This is a genomic window from Kitasatospora sp. NPDC001683, from assembly GCF_053596495.1.
Genome location: NZ_JBSFGK010000037.1, coordinates 12,945 through 32,799, shown reverse-complemented (window position 1 = coordinate 32,799; position 19,855 = coordinate 12,945). Strand labels below are relative to the sequence as shown.

12 protein-coding genes are annotated in these 19,855 nt (G+C 72.8%); 9 read left to right on the top strand and 3 right to left on the bottom strand.

The features are described 5' to 3' along the window. Window positions 1-99: 99 nt before the first annotated feature. Window positions 100-2,466 (top strand): RelA/SpoT family protein, encoded by a 2,367-nt coding sequence (locus tag ACWCYO_RS21020; protein ID WP_270143647.1) that lies wholly within the window; start codon window positions 100-102, stop codon window positions 2,464-2,466. Beyond that, window positions 2,463-3,965 carry a GTPase HflX gene (hflX, locus tag ACWCYO_RS21015; RefSeq protein ID WP_449785071.1) on the top strand — a complete coding sequence of 501 codons (1,503 nt, stop codon included), beginning with the start codon at window positions 2,463-2,465 and terminating at the stop codon, window positions 3,963-3,965. Before ACWCYO_RS21020 ends, hflX begins: the two co-directional genes overlap by 4 nt. 71 nt (window positions 3,966-4,036) lie before the next feature. On the opposite strand, the gene ACWCYO_RS21010 is transcribed toward hflX, so the two are convergent. Continuing rightward, window positions 4,037-5,230, bottom strand: coding sequence for a trypsin-like serine peptidase (locus ACWCYO_RS21010; protein ID WP_449785070.1), 1,194 nt, complete (start codon window positions 5,228-5,230; stop codon window positions 4,037-4,039). 27 nt (window positions 5,231-5,257) lie between these two features. Further along, the gene (locus ACWCYO_RS21005) at window positions 5,258-6,433 is read right to left on the bottom strand and encodes a trypsin-like serine peptidase (RefSeq protein WP_449785069.1); all 1,176 of its coding nucleotides are present in this window, start codon (window positions 6,431-6,433) and stop codon (window positions 5,258-5,260) included. 352 nt (window positions 6,434-6,785) lie between these two features. Here ACWCYO_RS21005 and ACWCYO_RS21000 point away from each other — a divergent pair, with 352 nt between their 5' ends. Genes ACWCYO_RS21000 through ACWCYO_RS20980 form a run of 5 tightly spaced genes read left to right on the top strand, consistent with a single transcriptional unit; the run spans window position 6,786 to window position 14,773 of the window. Then, the gene (locus ACWCYO_RS21000; RefSeq protein WP_449785068.1) at window positions 6,786-8,762 is read left to right on the top strand and encodes an IucA/IucC family protein; all 1,977 of its coding nucleotides are present in this window, start codon (window positions 6,786-6,788) and stop codon (window positions 8,760-8,762) included. Beyond that, entirely contained in the window at window positions 8,726-9,385 is a 660-nt protein-coding gene (locus ACWCYO_RS20995; RefSeq protein ID WP_405000635.1) for a GNAT family N-acetyltransferase, read from the top strand. Before ACWCYO_RS21000 ends, ACWCYO_RS20995 begins: the two co-directional genes overlap by 37 nt. An 8-nt stretch (window positions 9,386-9,393) precedes the next feature. After that, window positions 9,394-10,836, top strand: a complete 1,443-nt coding sequence (locus ACWCYO_RS20990) for a lysine N(6)-hydroxylase/L-ornithine N(5)-oxygenase family protein (protein WP_449785067.1) — start codon at window positions 9,394-9,396, stop codon at window positions 10,834-10,836. Then, window positions 10,814-12,637 carry an IucA/IucC family protein gene (locus tag ACWCYO_RS20985; protein ID WP_449785066.1) on the top strand — a complete coding sequence of 608 codons (1,824 nt, stop codon included), beginning with the start codon at window positions 10,814-10,816 and terminating at the stop codon, window positions 12,635-12,637. Before ACWCYO_RS20990 ends, ACWCYO_RS20985 begins: the two co-directional genes overlap by 23 nt. A 12-nt stretch (window positions 12,638-12,649) precedes the next feature. Further along, window positions 12,650-14,773: an ATP-dependent DNA helicase gene (locus ACWCYO_RS20980; protein ID WP_270143634.1), complete on the top strand. Its 2,124-nt coding sequence runs from the start codon at window positions 12,650-12,652 to the stop codon at window positions 14,771-14,773. Between the two features lie 94 nt (window positions 14,774-14,867). Here the strand turns inward: ACWCYO_RS20980 and lexA are convergent, their stop codons facing one another. Continuing rightward, the gene (gene lexA / locus ACWCYO_RS20975; protein ID WP_449785082.1) at window positions 14,868-15,653 is read right to left on the bottom strand and encodes a transcriptional repressor LexA; all 786 of its coding nucleotides are present in this window, start codon (window positions 15,651-15,653) and stop codon (window positions 14,868-14,870) included. Between the two features lie 437 nt (window positions 15,654-16,090). Here lexA and nrdR point away from each other — a divergent pair, with 437 nt between their 5' ends. Beyond that, window positions 16,091-16,588 (top strand): transcriptional regulator NrdR, encoded by a 498-nt coding sequence (gene nrdR, locus ACWCYO_RS20970; protein ID WP_270143632.1) that lies wholly within the window; start codon window positions 16,091-16,093, stop codon window positions 16,586-16,588. A 238-nt stretch (window positions 16,589-16,826) separates the two neighbouring features. Then, window positions 16,827-19,709, top strand: coding sequence for a vitamin B12-dependent ribonucleotide reductase (locus tag ACWCYO_RS20965; RefSeq protein ID WP_270143630.1), 2,883 nt, complete (start codon window positions 16,827-16,829; stop codon window positions 19,707-19,709). The last annotated feature ends 146 nt before the right edge of the window (window positions 19,710-19,855 follow it).

The following is a 19,855-nucleotide window of genomic DNA, read 5'->3' as shown; positions in this document are numbered from 1 at the left end:
CACGGCGTCGCGGAACGTGCTCCGCTCGGTAGCATGGACCACCGGGTCGATCACCCCCGCGGGGAGGGGCAGCGCCCGGCGACGTTGCCGGAGGTGCCGATGACCATCGAAGCCGGGCAGCCCCCTCTCGCGGGGCGGCCGACGAGCGCACGGCAGGCCGGGGCCAGGCGGCCCCTGGGAGAGCTCGGCCGGGCCGCCCTCGGCCGGGCGGGGCGGGCCGCGTTACTGGCCACCGGGCGCCCGCCCGTGCCGGACGCCCTGGAGCCGCTGGTCCGGGTCCACCGGCAGCACCATCCGCAGGCGGACCTCGCCCTGCTGGCCCGGGCCTACCGGCTGGCCGAGGCCAGCCACCGCGGCCAGAAACGCAAGAGCGGTGAGCCGTACATCACCCATCCGCTGGCCGTCACCATGATCCTGGCCCAACTCGGCGCCGGGACGACCACCCTGGTCGCCTCGCTGCTCCACGACACGGTCGAGGACACCGAGTTGACGCTGGACCAGGTGGGTGCCGGGTTCGGGCCCGAAGTCGCCTATCTGGTCGACGGGGTGACGAAGCTGGAGAAGGTCGACTTCGGCGCCGCCGCCGAGGCCGAGACCTTCCGCAAGATGCTGGTCGCCACCGGGGACGACGTCCGGGTGATGGTGATCAAGCTCGCCGACCGGCTGCACAACATGCGCACCATCCGGCACATGAAGCCGGCCAGCCAGGTGCGGATCGCCAAGGTCACCCGGGATGTGCTGATCCCGCTGGCCGAGCGGCTCGGCATCCAGGTGCTCAAGGCGGAGTTGGAGGACATCGTCTTCGCCACCCTGCACCCCGAGGAGCACGCCCGCACCCGCGCCCTGATGGCCGCTCACGAGGCCGAGCCGGACACCCTGCTGGAGCCCTTCGCCCGGCAGCTGGCCCGCCAGCTGGCCGAGACCGGGGTCGCCGCCGAGGTGACCGTCCGGCCCCGGCACTGCGTCTCGCTGCACCGGGTGCTGCTCAAGCGGGCCGCCGCGCCCGGGCCGGACGGGCAGCCGCAGCGGCCGCAGCCGGCCGACTTCGGGCGGCTGCTGGTGGTGGTCGAGGAGAACGCCGACTGCTACGCGGTGCTCGGCGAGCTGCACACCTGCTGGACGCCGCTGCCCGGGGAGTTCAAGGACTTCGTCGCCGCCCCCAAGTTCAACCTGTACCAGTCGCTGCACACCGCCGTGGCGCTGGACGGCGAGGTGGTCGAGGTGCTGGTCCGGAGCCGGCGGATGCACGAGGTGGCCGAGACCGGGGTGGTCGCGCTCGGCGACCCGTCCCGGAGCGGCGCCGCCCAGGACGCCGACGAGCTGGACCGCACCGATCCGGCCCGGCCCGGCTGGCTCAGCCGGCTGCTGGAGTGGCAGCAGGAGACCCCCGACCCGGACGCCTTCTGGTCCGCGCTCACCGCCGACCTGGCCGGCGACCGCGAGATCACCGTGGTGACGGAGAGTGGTGAAACGCTTCAGCTCAGGGCCGGGGCCAGCTGCGTGGACGCCGCCTACCTGCTCGGCGAGGAGACCGGCCACCGATGTATCGGCGCCCGGGTCAACGGCCGGCTGACCGCGCTGTCCACCGTGCTGCAGGACGGTGACGTGCTCGCGGTGCTCACCGAGAGCCTCCCGGCCGGTGGCGGCCCGCGCGGCGCCGAACCCTCCGGCCCGTCGCCGGAGTGGCTGGCGCACGTCCGCACCCCCGCCGCCCGGCTGGCCATCGAGCGCTGGCTGGCCGACCACCCGGCCCGCCTGCCGGTGGTGCGCACCGGCCCGGCCGGCGGCCAGCCCGCCCCGCCCGCGCACCCGGCGGGCGAGCGCCGGGCCGCGCCGGTCGCGGTGGTCGGCCGGCCGGGGGCGACGGTGCGACTGGCCCGCTGCTGCACGCCCGTCCCCCCGGACGAGGTGGCCGGCTACCCGATCCGCGGCGGCGCGGTGGCCGTGCACCGCACCGGCTGCCCCGCCGGGCAGCGGCTGCGCGCGGACGGGCGCGCCGAGCTGGAGGTCCGCTGGCAGCCGGCGGACGGCCCTGCGGCCGGCCACCGGGCCACCCTGCTGCGGGCCACCCTGCGGGCCGAGGCGCTGAACCGGCCCCGGCTGCTCGCCGACCTCACCGCGGCGATCTCCGCCGAGGGCGTCGGCATCGTCTCCGCCGAGGTCGAACCGCCGCAGGAACTGCGGGTCCGGCACACCTACACCGTCGAACTGCCCGAACCGGGCGCGCTGCCGGCCCTGATGCGGGCGATGCTCAAGGTCTCCGGGGTGTACGACGTGAGCCGCCCGCACGCCCCCGAGGGGACCCAGACCCGGCACTCCGGCGGAAATGGGGGTGACCGGCCCGTGCCGGGCATGGGACCATCATGGGGAATGCACGGCCGGGCCACGGCGTTCTCAGGGCAGAGGAGCTCTGGCGGGACCCAAGGGCCCCCACCACGGCAATCCACCGACCAAAGGACAGAATGACCTCCACGTTCGACACCCGCGACCACGCCGACGCCACGCGCCGCCTTGACGGTCTGCGGGCGGAAGCCCTCATGGACGAGGACCTCGCGGCCATCGACGAGGACCTCGGCCACAACTACGACGGCGACCAGTACGACCGCAGCGAGCGCGCAGCCCTGCGCCGGGTCGCCGGCCTCTCCACCGAACTCGAAGACGTCACCGAGGTCGAGTACCGCCAGCTCCGCCTGGAGCGCGTGGTGCTCGTCGGCGTCTGGACCGACGGCACCCTGGAGGAGGCGGAGAACTCGATGGCCGAGCTCGCCGCGCTCGCCGAGACGGCCGGCTCCGAGGTCCTGGACGGCGTCATCCAGCGCCGCGACAAGCCCGACGCGGCCACCTACATCGGCTCCGGCAAGGCGCAGGAGCTGCGCGACATCGTCGCCTCCAGCGGCGCCGACACCGTGGTCTGCGACGGTGAGCTCACCCCCGGCCAGCTGATCCACCTGGAGGACGTGGTCAAGGTCAAGGTCGTCGACCGGACGGCCCTGATCCTGGACATCTTCGCCCAGCACGCCAAGTCCCGGGAGGGCAAGGCGCAGGTCTCGCTGGCGCAGATGCAGTACATGCTGCCGCGCCTGCGCGGCTGGGGTCAGTCGCTGTCCCGGCAGATGGGTGGCGGTGGCTCCGGCTCCTCGGGCGGCGGCATGGCCACCCGTGGTCCCGGTGAGACCAAGATCGAGACCGACCGGCGCCGGATCCGCGAGAAGATGGCGAAGCTCCGCAAGGAGATCGCCGACATGAAGAAGGGCCGCGACACCAAGCGCCAGGAGCGCAAGCGCCACCAGGTGCCGTCCGTGGCCATCGCCGGGTACACCAACGCCGGCAAGTCCTCCCTGCTCAACCGGCTCACCGGCGCGGGCGTGCTGGTGGAGAACTCGCTGTTCGCCACCCTGGACCCGACCGTGCGCCGGGCGCAGACCCCGAGCGGGCGGCTGTACACCCTGGCCGACACCGTCGGCTTCGTCCGGCACCTGCCGCACCACCTGGTCGAGGCCTTCCGCTCGACCATGGAGGAGGTCGCCGACGCGGACCTCATCCTGCACGTGGTGGACGGCTCGCACCCCGAGCCGGAGACGCAGCTGGCCGCCGTCCGCGAGGTCATCGTCTCGGTCGAGGCGCAGAACGTGCCCGAGATCGTGGTGATCAACAAGGCGGACGCCGCCGACCCGCACGTGCTGCAGCGACTGCTGCGCCGCGAGCCGCACGCCATCGTGGTGTCGGCCCGCAGCGGCGCGGGCATCGACGAGCTGCTGAAGCTCATCGACGACGAGCTGCCGCGGCCGGCCGTCGAGGTGCGGGCCCTGGTGCCCTACACCCAGGGCGCGCTGGTCTCCCGGGTGCACAAGGAGGGCGAGCTGCTCGCCACCGAGCACACCGGCGAGGGCACGCTGCTGCACGCCAAGGTGCCGGCCGAGCTGGCCGCCGAGCTGGAGCACTTCGCGGTCGCGCTGCAGGGCTGAGCCGACCTGCCGAGGCCCGTCCGGCGGATCTTGTCGGACGGGCCCAGCCCCCGGACGACCGCGTCCGGGGGCTACTTCACGTTCTTGGCGAAGTAGTCGAAGGCCTGCTTCGCCTGGTCCTGCAGGGACGGGCCGGCCAGGTACCCGGCCGGGCCGCGGTCGCCGATCGAGCTGACGCTGACCAGGTTGGGCTTGCCGTCCTTGGTGATGAACCAGCCGCCGCCGCCCGCGCCGCCGGTCATGGTGCAGCCGATCACGTACATCGGCGGGCGGGCCCGGTCGAAGGACAGCCGGCCCGGCGCGGCGGTGGAGTCGCAGTGCTCCAGCTCCATGCCGTCGAAGGGCCGCTCGACCGGGTAGCCGAAGGCGGCGGCCGAGGTGACCTGCTCGCGCGGGGCGTTGAACCAGACCGGGACGGAACCGCCGACGGTCTCCTCCAGGGAGGGGCCGGAGCCGGACTCGGCGCGCACCCGGACGATCCCGTAGTCGTACTGGTCGTGGGCGCCGACGCCGCTCTCCTGGAGCCAGGTCGGCGACACCAGCGCGCGCACCGCCGTCCAGCGGCCGTACGGGGCCGCCTGCCGGTCGTCGTCCGGCTTGCCACGGGCCCCCCGGCCGTCCTGGTTGCCCGTCTGTCCGTCCCGGTTGAAGGCGGGCACGAAGACCAGGTTCTTCACCCAGCCGCCGCCCCTGCCGTCGTGCAGGCAGTGTGCGGCGGTGAAGACCAGGTTGCTGCGGCCCGGGTCGAGCGGGTCGGAGACCACCGTGGCGGAACAGGCCGAGTCGCCCTGGGGCGTGGTCATCAGCAGCTTGCCGACCAGGGCGGAGTCCCGGCCGTACGGGTGCGGCTGCGGCCGGGCCTGGACGGCGGCGGGCGGGGCGTCCCGCTGGACGGTGGCCGGCGAGGCGGCGGTCAGCGAGTACTCGGGGGTGGGCTGGGCCCGGGCGGCCGCCATCCGGGCGGTCGTCCAGTAGCCGGGGGCCGTCTGGTTGGTGAAGCCGCTGTCGGCGACGTACCGGGCCCAGTCCTCCAGCTTCCAGCCGCTCAGGTCACCCAGGCTGGTGGGCGCGGCCTTGGGCAGCGCCGCCGGCGGGGTGACCGGGGCGGTGGGGCCGTCCGGCCCGCAGGCGGCCGCGGTGAGCGTCAGGGCGGCGAGCAGCGCGGCGCCGGCCGCGGCGACCCGCCGTCCCCTGGTGCCGACGGCGCTATTGGCGCTGGTGATTCCGTTGGTGCTGGCAGTGCTGCTGGTGCTGATGGTGCGCAAGCTGAGGAGTCCCCGTGGTGGTGCCGGTCACTGCTTCCTGGAGATCCAGTCCAGGGCCTGCTTGGCGACCGTCTCCAGGTACGGCCCGCTCAGCGAGGTGTGCTCCTGGGTGCCGATCGAGGTGTTGCTGACCAGGGCGGTCTTCCCGTCGGGCATGGTGGCGAACCAGCCGCCGCCGCTGGCGCCCTGGGTCATGTCGCAGCCGATGGTCAGCATGGACGGGCGCTTGGCGTCGAAGGACAGCCGGGTGGGCTTGCCGCCGTCGCACTTGTACAGCTCCTGGCCGTCGAACGGCTTGACCAGCGGGTAGCCGATGGCCGAGACCCTGAGCTGGTCGCGGGGTGCGTCGAACCACACCGGGGCGGCCGAACCGACCGTCTCCTCCAGGGACTTGCCGGTGTCGTTCTGGTTGTGCACGCGCATCACGGCGAAGTCGTACTGGTTGGCGGCGTCACCGGTCGGGCCGCCCTCCACCATCCACTGCGGGGAGGTGACGACCTGGTCGGCCCACCAGGTGCCGAGCGGGGCCAGCTCGGACAGTGGGGCCTTCTTGCCGCCGCTGGAGGCACCCGAGTTGTTGTAGGCGGGGACGAACACCAGGTCCTTGTAGAAGTCGCCGCCCTTGCCCTCGTGGACGCAGTGGGCGGCCGTCCAGACCAGGTTGCTCCTGCCCGGGTGCTGCGGGTCGGCGATCACCGTCGCCGAGCAGTTGCCCCGGCCGCCCTGGGCGGAGAAGAACACCTTCCCGGAGGGCTGCTTGAGGTACGGGCGGGGCACCTGGACGGCCTTGACCACCGGCGGCTCCGGGTCGGTCACGCCGTTGTCGGCGGCCGGCTTGGCGGGCGGGGCCGGGTCGGCGGGCTTGGCGTCGCCCATCTTGTCCGGGTTCCAGAAGTCCTTCACCACCGGGTTGTTGAAGACGTGCTTGGACGCCCACTTGTCCCAGTCGTCGAACTTCCACTTCTTCAGGTCGTCCCAGCTCTTCGGCAGGCCCTCCAGCAGGCTGCTCGGCAGGCCGGACGGCAGGGTGATCCCGCCGATGACGCCGCCGCCCGGGGTCGCCGAGGCGCTCGCGTCCGCGGCGGGCGGCGGCGCGGCGGTCTTGCCGCCGCCCGCCGGGCCGTCCGGTCCGCAGGCGCTCACGGCCAGCAGCGTTCCGGCGACCAGGGCGGCGGCCAGGGCTGACCGGTGGATCGATGGCATCTGTGCGCTTCCCCCTGTGCTCGGTCGGATTCCGGTCTCGGATCGGACTCCGGTGTGGCGGCCCGCCGCCCTGGAGTCTTCCATCGCAGTGCAGGACGGCGGCGGCCGCCCCCCGGGTTCCGGAGCTGACCGGAGGTCACCGATCCGTGACGCGGAACCGTTCCTCTCGTTGGCACAGCAGGGCCGCCCCGCCCGGTGGTGCACTATCCCCGGTCTTCACCCGGACGAGTGATCAGTCCTTGTGATCTCCCGTCAGGGATAGGTAACCCTTACCTGACGCGACGGTGCGAGTGCCCGCCGACCCCCTCCACCACCAGCGCGTCCGCACCCCCACGCGCACCAAGGAGCAGCCTTGAGCACCGCCCTCACCGGAGCCCCGCCCGTACCGCCGCCGACCGCGGGCCCCCCTTGCGAGCCGAAGGACGCGCCGGCGCCGAAAGTGACGAGCGACGAGGGAGCGGAGCGAGTGCAGGAGCGAGGACCGTCGGCGCCGGATCGTGAGCGTCCGGAGGCGAGCGAGGAACACGGGCTCGGGCCCGACCCGCTGCTGCACCCCGATCCCGCAGTCGCCGCCGAACAGGCCGCCGTGGAAGCCCTGTTGCGCTGCTGGACCCGGGAGACCGGAGCCCGCCCCGGACCGGACGGCCGACTGCGGATCGACGTCCTCGGCGGCGCCGTCCGGCTCGCCGCCCCGGTCCGCTACTGGTCGCCCGGCGGCTGGCACCGCTTCGGCCCGGCCACCCTCTCGGCCGGCGAGGGCGGTGTCGTGGCGGAGGGAGCCGAGGCCCCGGTGGACGCCGTCACCGCCGCCGCACTCCTCGCCGCCGCGGCCGCCGACCGGCCCGACCCCGGACAGGTCGCCGACCTCGCCGCCCGGGTCGCCGACTCGGTCGTGCGCACCGCCGAGATCCTCACCCACCGCCGCACCGCCGCCGAACCCGGCGGACCGGAACGCTCCCACTTCCTCGCCGCCGAGCAGTCCCTGCTGCTCGGCCACCCGCTGCACCCCACCCCGAAGAGCCGCGACGGCCTCGGCCCGGCCCAGAGCGCCGCCTACTCGCCCGAACTCCACGGCTCCTTCCAACTGCACTGGTACGCCGTCGACCGTGCCCTGCTCGCGGCCGGCTCGGCCGTCGCCGAGAGCGCCGACCGGCTCACCGCCGCCCTGCTCGGCCACCGCACCGCTCTGCCGCCCGGCACCGCCGCCCTGCCGCTGCACCCCTGGCAGGCCCGCGAACTCGCCCACCGCCCGGCCGTCGCCGCGCTGCTCGCCGAGGGGCTGCTGCACGACCTCGGCCCGGCCGGCGAGCCCTGGTACCCCACCTCCTCGGTGCGCACCGTCTACCGGCCCGGCACGCCGTGGATGCTCAAGCTGTCGCTCGGCCTGCGGATCACCAACTCCCGCCGGGAGAACCTGCGCAAGGAACTCCACCGCGGCCTGGAGATGCACCGGCTGCTGGAGAGCGGCCTCGCCGCCGAGTGGCGGGCCGCCCACCCCGGCTTCGACATCGTCCGCGACCCGGCCTGGATCGGCGTCGACCACCCCGGCCTCGGCGACCCGGGCGGCCTGGACACCGTGCTGCGCGCCCAGCCCTTCGCGCCCGCCGAGCGCGCCCTGTGCGTGGCCGGGCTGGTCGCCGAACAGCCGCGCGGCACCGGCGCCACCGTGCCCTCCCGGCTCGGCGACACCCTGCGCTCGCTCGCCGCCCGCACCGGGCGCCCGCTGCGCACCGTGGCCGCCGAATGGTTCCTGCGCTACCTGGAGGCCGTCGTGCTGCCCGTCCTCTGGCTGGACGGCCGGGGCGGCATCGCGCTGGAGGCGCACCAGCAGAACAGCATCGTCCTGCTGGACGCCGAGGGCTGGCCCAGCGGCGGCCGCTACCGCGACAACCAGGGCTACTACTACCGGGAGAGCGCCGCCGAGCGGCTCACCGCCCGGCTGCCCGGACTCGGCGCGCAGAGCGACACCTTCCTGCCGGACGCGGTCATCGACCACCACTTCACCTACTACCTCGGCATCAACCACGTGCTCGGGCTGATCGGCGCCCTCGGCTCCCAGGGGCTCGCCGACGAAACGGTGCTGCTGGCCGGGCTGCGCCGGTTCCTGGCCGGCCCGCGGGCGGCCGCCACCGGCTCGGCGCTGCCCGCGCTGCTGCTGGACGCGCCCACCCTGCCCTGCAAGGCCAACCTGCTCACCCGGATCAACGGTCTGGACGAGCTGGTCGGCCCGGTCGCCACCCAGTCCGTGTACGTGGACATCCCCAACCCGGTGGCGGAGGCAGTTCGCGAGCGGTGGGGGTCCCCCCGGCCGGAGGCCGGGGGAGAGTGAACCGGCAAGAGGTGCGTGTGGGCAAATGCCCCCGCCGAGCGGAGCGAGGCGGAGGCAACTCGTCGGACGACCTGCCCGGGTGGGGCGAAGTCCCCACCCCGGCCGGCCGGTTCCGGCTCGGCCCGGTCCGGCTGCCCGCCGACCTGGAACTGCTCGCCGGCTGGATGAACGACCCCGAGGTCGACGAGTTCTGGGCGCTCGCCGGGCCGCCCGCCGTCACCGAACGGCACGTCCGGGCCCAACTCGACGGCGACGGACGCAGCCTGCCCTGCCTCGGCCTGCTCGACGGCGCGCCGATGAGCTACTGGGAGGTCTACCGGGCCGACCTCGACCCGCTCGCCGCGCACTATCCGGCTCGGCCGTACGACACCGGCGTGCACCTGCTGCTCGGCCCCGCCGCCAGCCGCGGCCGGGGCCTGGGGGCCCAGCTGCTGGCCGCCCTCGCAGAAATGATTCTCCGGCAACGGCCGCGCTGCGAACGGGTGGTGGCCGAACCGGACGTCCGCAACCGGCGCTCGGTCCGGGCCTTCGAACGGGCCGGATTCCGGGTCGCCGCCGAACTCGACCTGCCCGACAAGCGCGCCGCCCTGATGGTCCGCGACCGAGACCCGCACCCCGCCTAGGACACCCAGTGGACACCTCCCTCCCGCACGACCCGCCGTACGACCTGCTCGGCGTCGGCGTCGGCCCGTTCAACCTCTCGCTCGCCGCCCTCGCCGAGCCCGTACCCGGACTGCGCACCCTCTTCTGCGACCAGCGCCCGGAGTTCCGCTGGCACCACGGCATGCTGGTGGACGGCGCCCGGATGCAGGTGCCCTTCCTCGCCGACCTGGTCTCGCTGGTGGACCCGACCAGCCCGTGGTCCTTCCTCAACTACCTGCGCGCCCAGGACCGGCTGTTCCCGTTCTACTTCGCCGAGCGCTTCCAGCTGCCCCGCCGGGAGTACGACCACTACTGCCGCTGGGCCGCCGAACGGCTGCCCAACTGCCGCTTCGGCACCGAGGTCACCGCCCTGCACTGGGCCGCCGGCCCGGAGGACGGCGCGTGCTTCCGGGTCGAGTTGACGGACACCGCGACCGGGCTGCGCAGCGAGGTCAGGGCCCGCAACCTCGCGCTCGGCGTCGGCACCCGCCCCGTGCTGCCCGAGGCCTTCGCCGCCCTGGCGAACCACCCGCGGGCCTTCCACTCCGCCGAGTACCTGGACCGCCGCGCCGACCTGACCGGCGCCCGGGACATCACCGTGGTGGGCAGCGGGCAGTCCGGCGCCGAGGTCTTCCTCGACCTGCTCCGCCGCCACGAGGGCGACGGCGTCCGGCTGCGCTGGCTCACCCGGACCAGGGCGCTCGCCCCCATGGAGTACTCCAAGCTCGGCCTGGAGCACTTCACCCCCGACTACACCCGCTACTTCCACAGCCTGCCCGGCCCGGTCCGGGACACCCTGGTCGCCGCCCAGTGGCAGCTGCACAAGGCCGCCAGCGCCGAGACCCTCGCCGAGATCCACGACCACCTCTACGAGCGCACCATCGGCCGCCCGATCGACACCGCCCCGGTCGAGATCACCCCCGGCACCGCCGTCACCGAGGCCCGCCCGGGCCCCTGCGGCGGCCTCGAACTGCACTGCCGGCACACCGACTCCGGCACCGAGCACGTGCTGCGCACCGACGCCGTGGTGCTCGCCACCGGCTACCGCGCCGCCCGCCCGGCCGCGCTCGAACCGCTCGCCCACCTGATCGACTGGGACGAGTCCGGGCGCTACCGGGTCGACCTCGACCACCGGGTCGCCACCCGGCCCGGGCTCACCGGCGGCCTCTACGTCCAGAACGCCGAACTGCACACCCATGGCGTCGGCACCCCCGACCTGGGGCTCGGTGCCCACCGGGCCGCCGTCATCCTCAACGCCGTCACCGGCCAGACCGTCCACCGGCTGCCCGACCGCACCGCCTGGACCGGCTTCGCGCCGCCCGTCCCGCCCGTCTCGACCGTCCCAACCGTTTCGACCGTCCACACCGCACAGCCCGACACCGTCGTCCCCCGCCCCCAGGAGCTGACCCGTGCCGCAACCGTCGGCCGCTGAACCGCCGCTCTACCTGCCCCCGCACCTCACCGCAGGGCACTGGCGGCGGGCCGGCCGCGCCCTGCTGGCCAAGATGCTCGGCGAGTTCGCCTACGAGGACCTGCTCAGGCCCGTCCCGGGCGCCCTCGACGGCGAGTACCTGCTCAAGCTGCCCGGGGCCGAGTACCGCTTCGCCGCCCGGCGCGGCGCCTACGACAGCTGGCAGGTCGACCCGGAGTCGATCCGCTGCTCCCAGCCGGACGGCCTGGACCCGCTGCGCTTCCTCCCGTACGCCCGGGAGACCCTCGGGATGCGTGGCGAGACCACCGCCCACCTGATCCGCGAGCTCACCGCCACCCTGACCGCCGACGCCCGCCAGCTGGCCACCGCGCTCACCGCCGCCGAACTCGCCGACCTCGACCACCCCGCGCTGGAGGGGCGGCAGGGCGGCCACCCGTGGATCGTCCCCAGCAAGGGCCGGATCGGCTTCTCCGGCACCGACGCCGCCCGCTGGACCCCGGAGGCCCGCAGCCCGCGCCCGCTGCCCTGGATCGCCGTCCACCGCCGGCTCGCCCAGTACCGCGGCGTGCCCGGTCTGGAACACCCCGAGCAGCTGTACGGCCGTGAAGTGGACGACCTCGACGCGCTGCGCGCCCCGCTCGGGGCCGGCGCCGACGACTACCTGCTGCTGCCCGTCCACCCCTGGCAGTGGGACGAGACGATCCTGCCGTTGTTCGCGCCCTGGATCGCCTCCGGCGAGATCGTCCCGCTGCCCTCGGACGGCGACCCACGGCTGCCCCAGCAGTCCATCCGCTCCTTCTTCAACACCGCCCACCCCGAGCGCTGCACCGTCAAGCTGCCGTTGTCCATCCTGAACACCCTGGTCTGGCGCGGCCTGCCGGTCGAACGGACCCTCGCCGCGCCCGCCGTCACCGCCTGGCTGCACGGGCTGCGCGACGCCGACCCGTACCTGCGGGACGAGTGCCGGGTGATCCTGCTCGGCGAGATCGCCTCCGTCACCGTCGACCACCCCCTCTACCGGGAGATGCCCGAATCGCCGTACCAGTACAAGGAACTGCTCGGCGCGATCTGGCGCGAACCGCTCGGCCCCTTCCTCGCCGCGGACGAACGCGCCCGCACCCTCGCCGCCCTGCTGCAGACCGGCTCCGACGGGCGCGCGCTCGCCGCCGAGCTGATCGCCCGCTCCGGCCTCACCCCCGCCGAGTGGACCGGCCGGCTGTTCGCCGCGATGCTGCCGCCGCTGCTGCACTTCCTCTACCGCTACGGACTGGTCTTCTCCCCGCACGGCGAGAACGCCATCGTGGTCTTCGACGACCGTGGCACCCCGGCCCGGCTCGCGGTCAAGGACTTCGTCGACGACGTCAACCTCAGCGACCAGGACCTGCCCGAACTGCGCGACCTGCCCGCCGAGGCCGCCGGCGTGCTGCTGCGGGACGACCCCCAGGGGCTCTGCCAGTTCATCCACTCCGGGCTGTTCATCGGCGTCTTCCGCTACCTCGCCCCGCTGCTGGAGGCGCAGACCGGACTGCCCGAGACCGAGTTCTGGGCCCTGCTGCGCACCGAGATCCACCGCTACCAGGACCGCTTCCCCGAGCTGCGCGAGCGCTTCGAGCTGTTCGACCTGTTCCGGCCCCGGATCGACCGGCTCTGCCTCAACCGCAACCGGCTGATCATGGACGGTTACCAGGACCGCCCGCACCGCCCGCACGCCGTGCGGCACGGGACGGTGCCGAACGCGCTGGTCGTCGTGGAGGTGCGTCCTCCGGCCCAGCGGGACCGGATTGTCACCCCCGCCCCGTAGGGTGGAAGGGTCATGACGAACGACTCCGAATCCCACGACTCCGAATCCCAGCGGGCGACGGACCTCGGCGACGAGGCCGAGGAAGCCGTCACCGTCCCGCGCTCGCGGATCCCCGAGCTGCTGCACGCCGCGGTCGAGGCCGTCGGTGGCGTGGAGCGTCCCGGCCAGGTGCGGATGGCCGAGGCCGTCGCCGACGCCGTCGAGCACGCCGAGCACCTGCTCGTGCAGGCCGGCACCGGCACCGGCAAGTCCCTCGCCTACCTGGTGCCGGCGCTCGCCCACGGCGACCGCGTGGTGGTCGCCACCGCCACCCTGGCGCTGCAACGCCAGCTGGTGGAGCGGGACTTGCCGCGCACGGTCGAGGCGCTGCACCCGGTGCTGCGCCGCCGCCCGCTGTACGCGATGCTCAAGGGCCGCTCCAACTACCTGTGCCTGCACCGGGCCAACGAGGGCACCCCGAGCGACGAGGGCGAGGGCCTGTTCGACCCGGTGGACGCGCTCGGCGGCCCCACCGGCAAGCTCGGCCAGGAGGTGCTGCGGCTGCGCGACTGGGCGGAGGAGACCGAGACCGGGGACCGGGACGACATGAGCCCCGGCGTCTCGGACAAGGCCTGGGCGCAGCTGTCCGTCAGCTCCAAGGAGTGCCTGGGCGCCACCCGCTGCGCGTACGGGCAGGAGTGCTTCGCGGAGAAGGCCCGGGAGCGGGCCAAGCTGGCGGACGTCGTGGTCACCAACCACGCGATGCTCGCGATCGACGCGATCGAGGGCGCGCCGGTGCTGCCCGAGCACGGTTTGCTGATCGTGGACGAGGCGCACGAGCTGGTCAACCGGGTCACCGGCGCGGCGACCGCCGAGCTGACCGTCGGCGCCGTCAACCGGGCGGTGAAGCGGGCGGCCCGGCTGGCCAACGAGAAGGCCGTGGACCAGCTGCAGGCCGCCGCCGAGAACTACCACGGCCTGATGGAGACCGCCCAGCCCGGCCGGGTCGAGGAGCTGCCCGAGTACCTGGCGTACGCGGTCACCGCGATCCGGGACGCCGCCCGGCAGGTGATCACCTCGCTCGGCGAGACCAGGGACAAGGGGCTCAGCGACGAGGACGCGGTCCGCAAGCAGGCGATGGCCTCGGCCGAGACGCTGCACGAGACCGCCGAGCGGCTGCTGGAGGACTCCGAGTACGACGTGGTCTGGATCGAGCGCAGCGACCGCTACGGGCTCGGCACCGCCTCGCTGCGGGTCGCGCCGCTGAGCGTGTCCGGGCTGCTGCGCGAGGGCCTGTACAAGGAGCGCTCGGTGGTGCTCACCTCCGCCACCCTCAAGCTCGGCGGGGACTTCAACGGCGTGGCAGGCTCGGTCGGCCTGCCCAAGGAGACCCGGCTGCCGGACCAGCGCACGCCCGGCGACAACCCGGAGCCGGGCTTCGGCGAGGACGCCGTCCCGCACTGGCGGGGGATCGACGTCGGTTCGCCGTTCAAGTACCCCAAGCAGGGCATCCTGTACGTCGCCAAGCACCTCGCCGATCCCGGGCGCGATCCCGAACGGCCGGACATGCTGGACGAGTTGGAGGAGCTGATCGGCGCGGCCGGCGGGCGGACGCTGGGCCTGTTCTCCTCGATGCGCGGCGCCCAGGCGGCCGCCGAGGCGATGCGGGAGCGCCTGGACCACCGGATCCTGCTCCAAGGGGAGGACACCCTGGGCGAGTTGATCCGGGAGTTCGCCTCGGACGCGACCACCTGCCTGTTCGGCACGCTCTCGCTGTGGCAGGGCGTGGACGTCCCCGGCTCGGCCTGCCAGCTGGTCGTGATGGACCGCATCCCCTTCCCGCGGCCGGACGACCCGCTGATGAGCGCCCGTCAGAAGGACGTCGAACAGCACGGCGGGAACGGCTTCATGGCCGTCGCGGCGACCCACGCGGCACTGCTGATGGCGCAGGGCGCGGGCCGGCTGGTACGCGCGGCGGACGACCGGGGTGTGGTGGCGGTGCTCGACCCGCGGGTGGAGACCAAGCGGTACGGGGGCTTCTTCCGGTCCTCGATGCCGGAGTTCTGGTACACCACGGACCGCAACCAGGTGCGCCGCTCGCTGGCGGCGATCGACGCCTCGGCGCCGCCGGTGCGGCCGGTGGTGAAGCGGGGCTGAGGCCCTGACTCCTGACCTGACTCCTGAACGCCGGAGGGGCTCCCCGCAGTCGCGGTGGAGCCCCTCTCCGGTGGTGCGGTGGTGTGCGTGGAGGTCAGAGGCGGCGCAGGACGGCGACGACCTTGCCCAGGATGGTGGCGTTGTCGCCGTTGATCGGCTCGTACGCCGGGTTGTGCGGCATCAGCCAGATCCGGCCGTCCTCGCGCTTGAGCCGCTTGACGGTGGCCTCGCCATCGATCATCGCGGCCACGATGTCGCCGTTCTCGGCGACCGGCTGGCGGCGCACGGTGACCCAGTCGCCGTCGCAGATGGCCGCCTCGATCATCGAGTCGCCGCGCACGGTGAGCGCGAACAGCTCGCCCTCGCCGACCAGCTGGCGGGGCAGCGGGAAGACGTCCTCGACGGTCTGCTCGGCCAGGATCGGACCGCCGGCGGCGATCCGGCCGACCAGCGGCACGTAGGAGGTGGAGGGGCGCCCGGCCGTCTCGGCGGTGTTGGGGCGGGCCACCTCGACGCCGCGGACCTCGTAGGCGCGCGGGCGGTGCGGGTCGCGGCGGAGGAAGCCCTTGCGCTCCAGGGCCATCAGCTGGTGGGCGACCGAGGAGGTGCTGGACAGGCCCACGGCCTGGCCGATCTCGCGCATGGACGGCGGGTAGCCGCGGCGCTGGACGGAGTCCCGGATGACCTCGATCACCCGGCGCTGGCGCTCGGTGAGGCCGGCCTCGTCGGTGCGGATGCCGGGGGGGCGGCCGGGCATGGCGCGGGCCGGGGAGGAGTGGGTGTCGTCCATTGTGGTGGAGTGTTCGAGCGGCTGGTCGGGGACGCGGCCCGTGGTGGAAACGGCCGGGCCGGAGAGGCGGTGGTCTTCGCTACGGTCCATGCTGATGTCCACGCTCTGCTGATTCGTGGTGCGCTGCCCCACCTTGAACTGGGAGTGTTCCTGCACCGGGATGGTGTTGCTTTCGATGGTGTTCACGGCGGCCCCTCTCGACGGCTGTCCTCTCCCTTTTCCAGCCCAACGCACCTCCTATCGAAAGGTTGCGCCAAACACACGTTCGAGTGAATTATTCGGGAGTTGGCTGACTCGATCAAGGCTTTGTTGTACATCGAGTAAATGTTCGACCGGATGTCGACTCCGGCAGTCTAATCGGCGCCGACACGCCAGGGGTGTCTCTTCCCCGAAGGCCTACATGTAGTGGCTAGAGTCCTCTCCGTGCCCAGTACTAGTGGTCGCGTCGCATGATCAGCTTGCCGAGGCCGGGGGCACATCGCATAGACTCAACCGGTCCGCACGTCCTGCCAGGGAGGGATCCCCAGGTGCACTGCCCCTTCTGCCGGCACTCCGACAGTCGCGTCGTCGACAGCCGGACCACCGAGGACGGCAGCTCCATCCGCCGTCGTCGACAGTGCCCGGACTGCGGTCGCCGTTTCACCACCGTGGAGACGGCCGCGCTCATGGTCACCAAGCGCAGCGGCGTCACCGAACCCTTCTCCCGGCAGAAGGTGATCACCGGAGTCCGCAAGGCCTGCCAGGGCCGCCCGGTCACCGAGGACGCCCTCGCCCAGCTCGGGCAGCGGGTCGAGGAGTGCGTGCGCGCCAGCGGCAACGCCGAGCTGACCACCCACGACGTCGGGCTGGCCATACTCGGCCCGCTGAAGGAACTCGACCTGGTCGCGTACCTGCGCTTCGCCAGCGTGTACCAGGCGTACGACGGACTCGAGGACTTCGAGGCCGCCATCGCGGAACTCCGGGCCGAGCGGCCCGCCACCGAGGCGGACGGCACCTGCGTGCCCGTTCCCGCCGCCGCGCCCTAGGAGGCGCGCCGGGCCCCCGCGGGCCCGCCACAGCCAACACAACGCAGGCCCCCAGCGGGCCGTCAGCACCACACCGGCCCCGCGAGGGCCCACGCGTGCCCGAAATCGGGGCACGAAACACTACGAACCGTGCGTAAGCGGGCGAGGTCTCCGCCTGCCCGCACACCGGAAGAACGAACCAGCGGTGCCCGGATTTTTCGGGGCACTTCGGGCGTTTGCCCAGGAGGAGGAGCGAGAAGTGACAGACACCACGAGCGGTTCCGCACGCGGGTCGAAGTCCGAGAAGGCCGCGGCCAAGGGCGCCAAGGCCCCGAAGGGCGGTCTCCGGATGGAGCGCATCTACACCACTCCTGGCGTGCACCCGTACGACGAGGTCCGCTGGGAGCGGCGCGACGTCGTCATGACCAACTGGCGCGACGGCTCGATCAACTTCGAGCAGCGCGGCGTGGAGTTCCCCGAGTTCTGGTCGGTCAACGCCGTCAACATCGTCACCTCCAAGTACTTCCGCGGCGCCGTCGGCACCCCGCAGCGCGAGTGGAGCCTCAAGCAGATCATCGACCGCGTGGTGCTCACCTACCGCGCGGCCGGCGAGAAGCACGGCTACTTCGCCAGCAAGGACGACGCCGAGATCTTCGAGCACGAGCTGACCCACGCCCTCCTCCACCAGGTGTTCAGCTTCAACTCGCCGGTTTGGTTCAACGTCGGCACCAAGCAGCCCCAGCAGGTCAGCGCCTGCTTCATCCTGTCCGTCGACGACTCCATGGAGTCGATCCTCGACTGGTACAAGGAAGAGGGCATGATCTTCAAGGGCGGCTCCGGCGCCGGCCTCAACCTCTCCCGCATCCGCTCCTCCAAGGAACTGCTGTCCTCCGGCGGCAACGCCTCCGGCCCGGTCTCCTTCATGCGCGGCGCCGACGCCTCGGCCGGCACCATCAAGTCCGGTGGCGCCACCCGCCGCGCGGCCAAGATGGTCGTGCTCGACGTCGACCACCCGGACGTCGAGGCCTTCATCGAGACCAAGGTGAAGGAGGAGGAGAAGATCCGTGCCCTGCGCGACGCTGGCTTCGACATGGACCTCGGCGGCGACGACATCACGTCCGTCCAGTACCAGAACGCCAACAACTCGGTCCGGGTCAACGACGAATTCATGACCGCCGTCGAGAACGGCACCGAATTCGGCCTGCGCGCCCGGATGACCGGCGAGGTCATCGAGACCGTCGACGCCAAGAAGCTGTTCCGCAAGATGGCCGAGGCCGCCTGGGCCTGCGCCGACCCCGGAATCCAGTACGACTCCACCATCAACCACTGGCACACCTGCCCCGAGTCCGGTCGCATCAACGCCTCCAACCCGTGCTCGGAGTACATGCACCTGGACAACTCCAGCTGCAACCTCGCCTCGCTGAACCTGATGAAGTTCCTGCGCGACGACGACTCCTTCGACGCCGCCACCTTCGCCAAGGTCGTCGAGCTGGTCATCACCGCGATGGACATCTCCATCTGCTTCGCCGACTTCCCGACCGAGAAGATCGGCGAGACCACCCGCGCCTTCCGCCAGCTCGGCATCGGCTACGCCAACCTCGGCGCCCTGCTGATGGCCACCGGCCACGCCTACGACAGCGAGGGCGGCCGCGCCCTGGCCGGCGCCATCACCTCGCTGATGACCGGCACCGCCTACCGCCGCGGGGCCGAACTCGCCGGTGTGGTCGGCCCGTACGACGGCTACGCCCGCAACGCGGCCGCGCACCAGCGGGTCATGAAGCAGCACGCCGACGCCTCGCTGGACGCCGTCTCCTTCGACGACCTGGACGCCCCGGTCTGGCTCGCGGCCAACAAGTCCTGGCAGGACGTGCTGCGGATCGGCGCGCAGAACGGTTTCCGCAACGCCCAGGCCTCGGTCCTCGCCCCGACCGGCACCATCGGCCTGATGATGGACTGCGACACCACCGGCGTCGAGCCCGACCTCGCCCTGGTCAAGTTCAAGAAGCTGGTCGGCGGCGGCTCGATGCAGATCGTCAACGGCACCGTCCCGCGCGCCCTCAAGCGCCTCGGCTACCAGGACGAGCGGATCGAGGCGATCGTCGCCCACATCGCCGAGCACGGCAACGTGGTGGACGCGCCCGGCCTGAAGACCGAGCACTACGAGGTGTTCGACTGCGCGATGGGCGAGCGCTCCATCTCCCCGATGGGGCACGTGCGGATGATGTCGGCGATCCAGCCGTGGATCTCCGGCGCCATCTCCAAGACGGTGAACATGCCGGCCGGCGCGACCGTCGAGGACGTCGAGGAGATCTACTTCGAGGCGTGGAAGATGGGCGTCAAGGCGCTCGCCATCTACCGCGAGAACTCGAAGGTCGGCCAGCCGCTCTCGGCCAAGAAGAAGGACTCCGAGGACAAGGCCGAGGAGACCGCCGTCGCCGCCACGGTCGAGAAGGTCGTCGAGTACCGCCCCGTCCGCAAGCGCCTGCCCAAGGGCCGCCCGGGCATCACCACCTCCTTCACGGTCGGTGGCGCCGAGGGCTACATGACCGCCAACTCCTACCCGGACGACGGCCTCGGCGAGGTCTTCCTCAAGATGTCCAAGCAGGGCTCGACCCTCGCGGGCATGATGGACGCCTTCTCCATCGCCGTCTCGGTCGGCCTGCAGTACGGCGTGCCGCTGGAGACCTACGTCTCGAAGTTCACCAACATGCGCTTCGAGCCGGCCGGTCTGACCGACGACCCGGACGTGCGGATGGCCCAGTCGATCGTCGACTACATCTTCCGCCGCCTGGCGCTGGACTTCCTGCCGTTCGAGACCCGCTCGGCGCTCGGCATCCACTCCGTCGAGGAGCGCACGCGCCACCTGGAGACGGGCTCCTACGAGCCGCTGGAGGCCGAGGAGCTGGACACCGAGTCGCTGGCCCAGTCCGCCCCGGTGGCCCCGGCCAAGCCGGCCCCGGCCGTCGAGGCGCCCAAGCCCGCCCCGGCCCCGAAGCAGGCCCACAACTCCACGGAGCTGATGGAGATCCAGCTCGGCCTCAACGCCGACGCGCCGCTCTGCTTCTCCTGCGGCACCAAGATGCGCCGCGCCGGCAGCTGCTACCTCTGCGAGGGCTGCGGCTCCACCAGCGGCTGCAGCTGACCGCCGGACTGACCCCGCGCGGGTGAGCCACGCCTAGGGCGGGGCGAGGACTTCAGGTCCTCGCCCCGCCCCTTTTCGTTGCCCGGCGGCACCGATGTCACGAATGCGGGCGGTGTCCGGTCCGTAGGGGGTGACGGCGTCTTCCG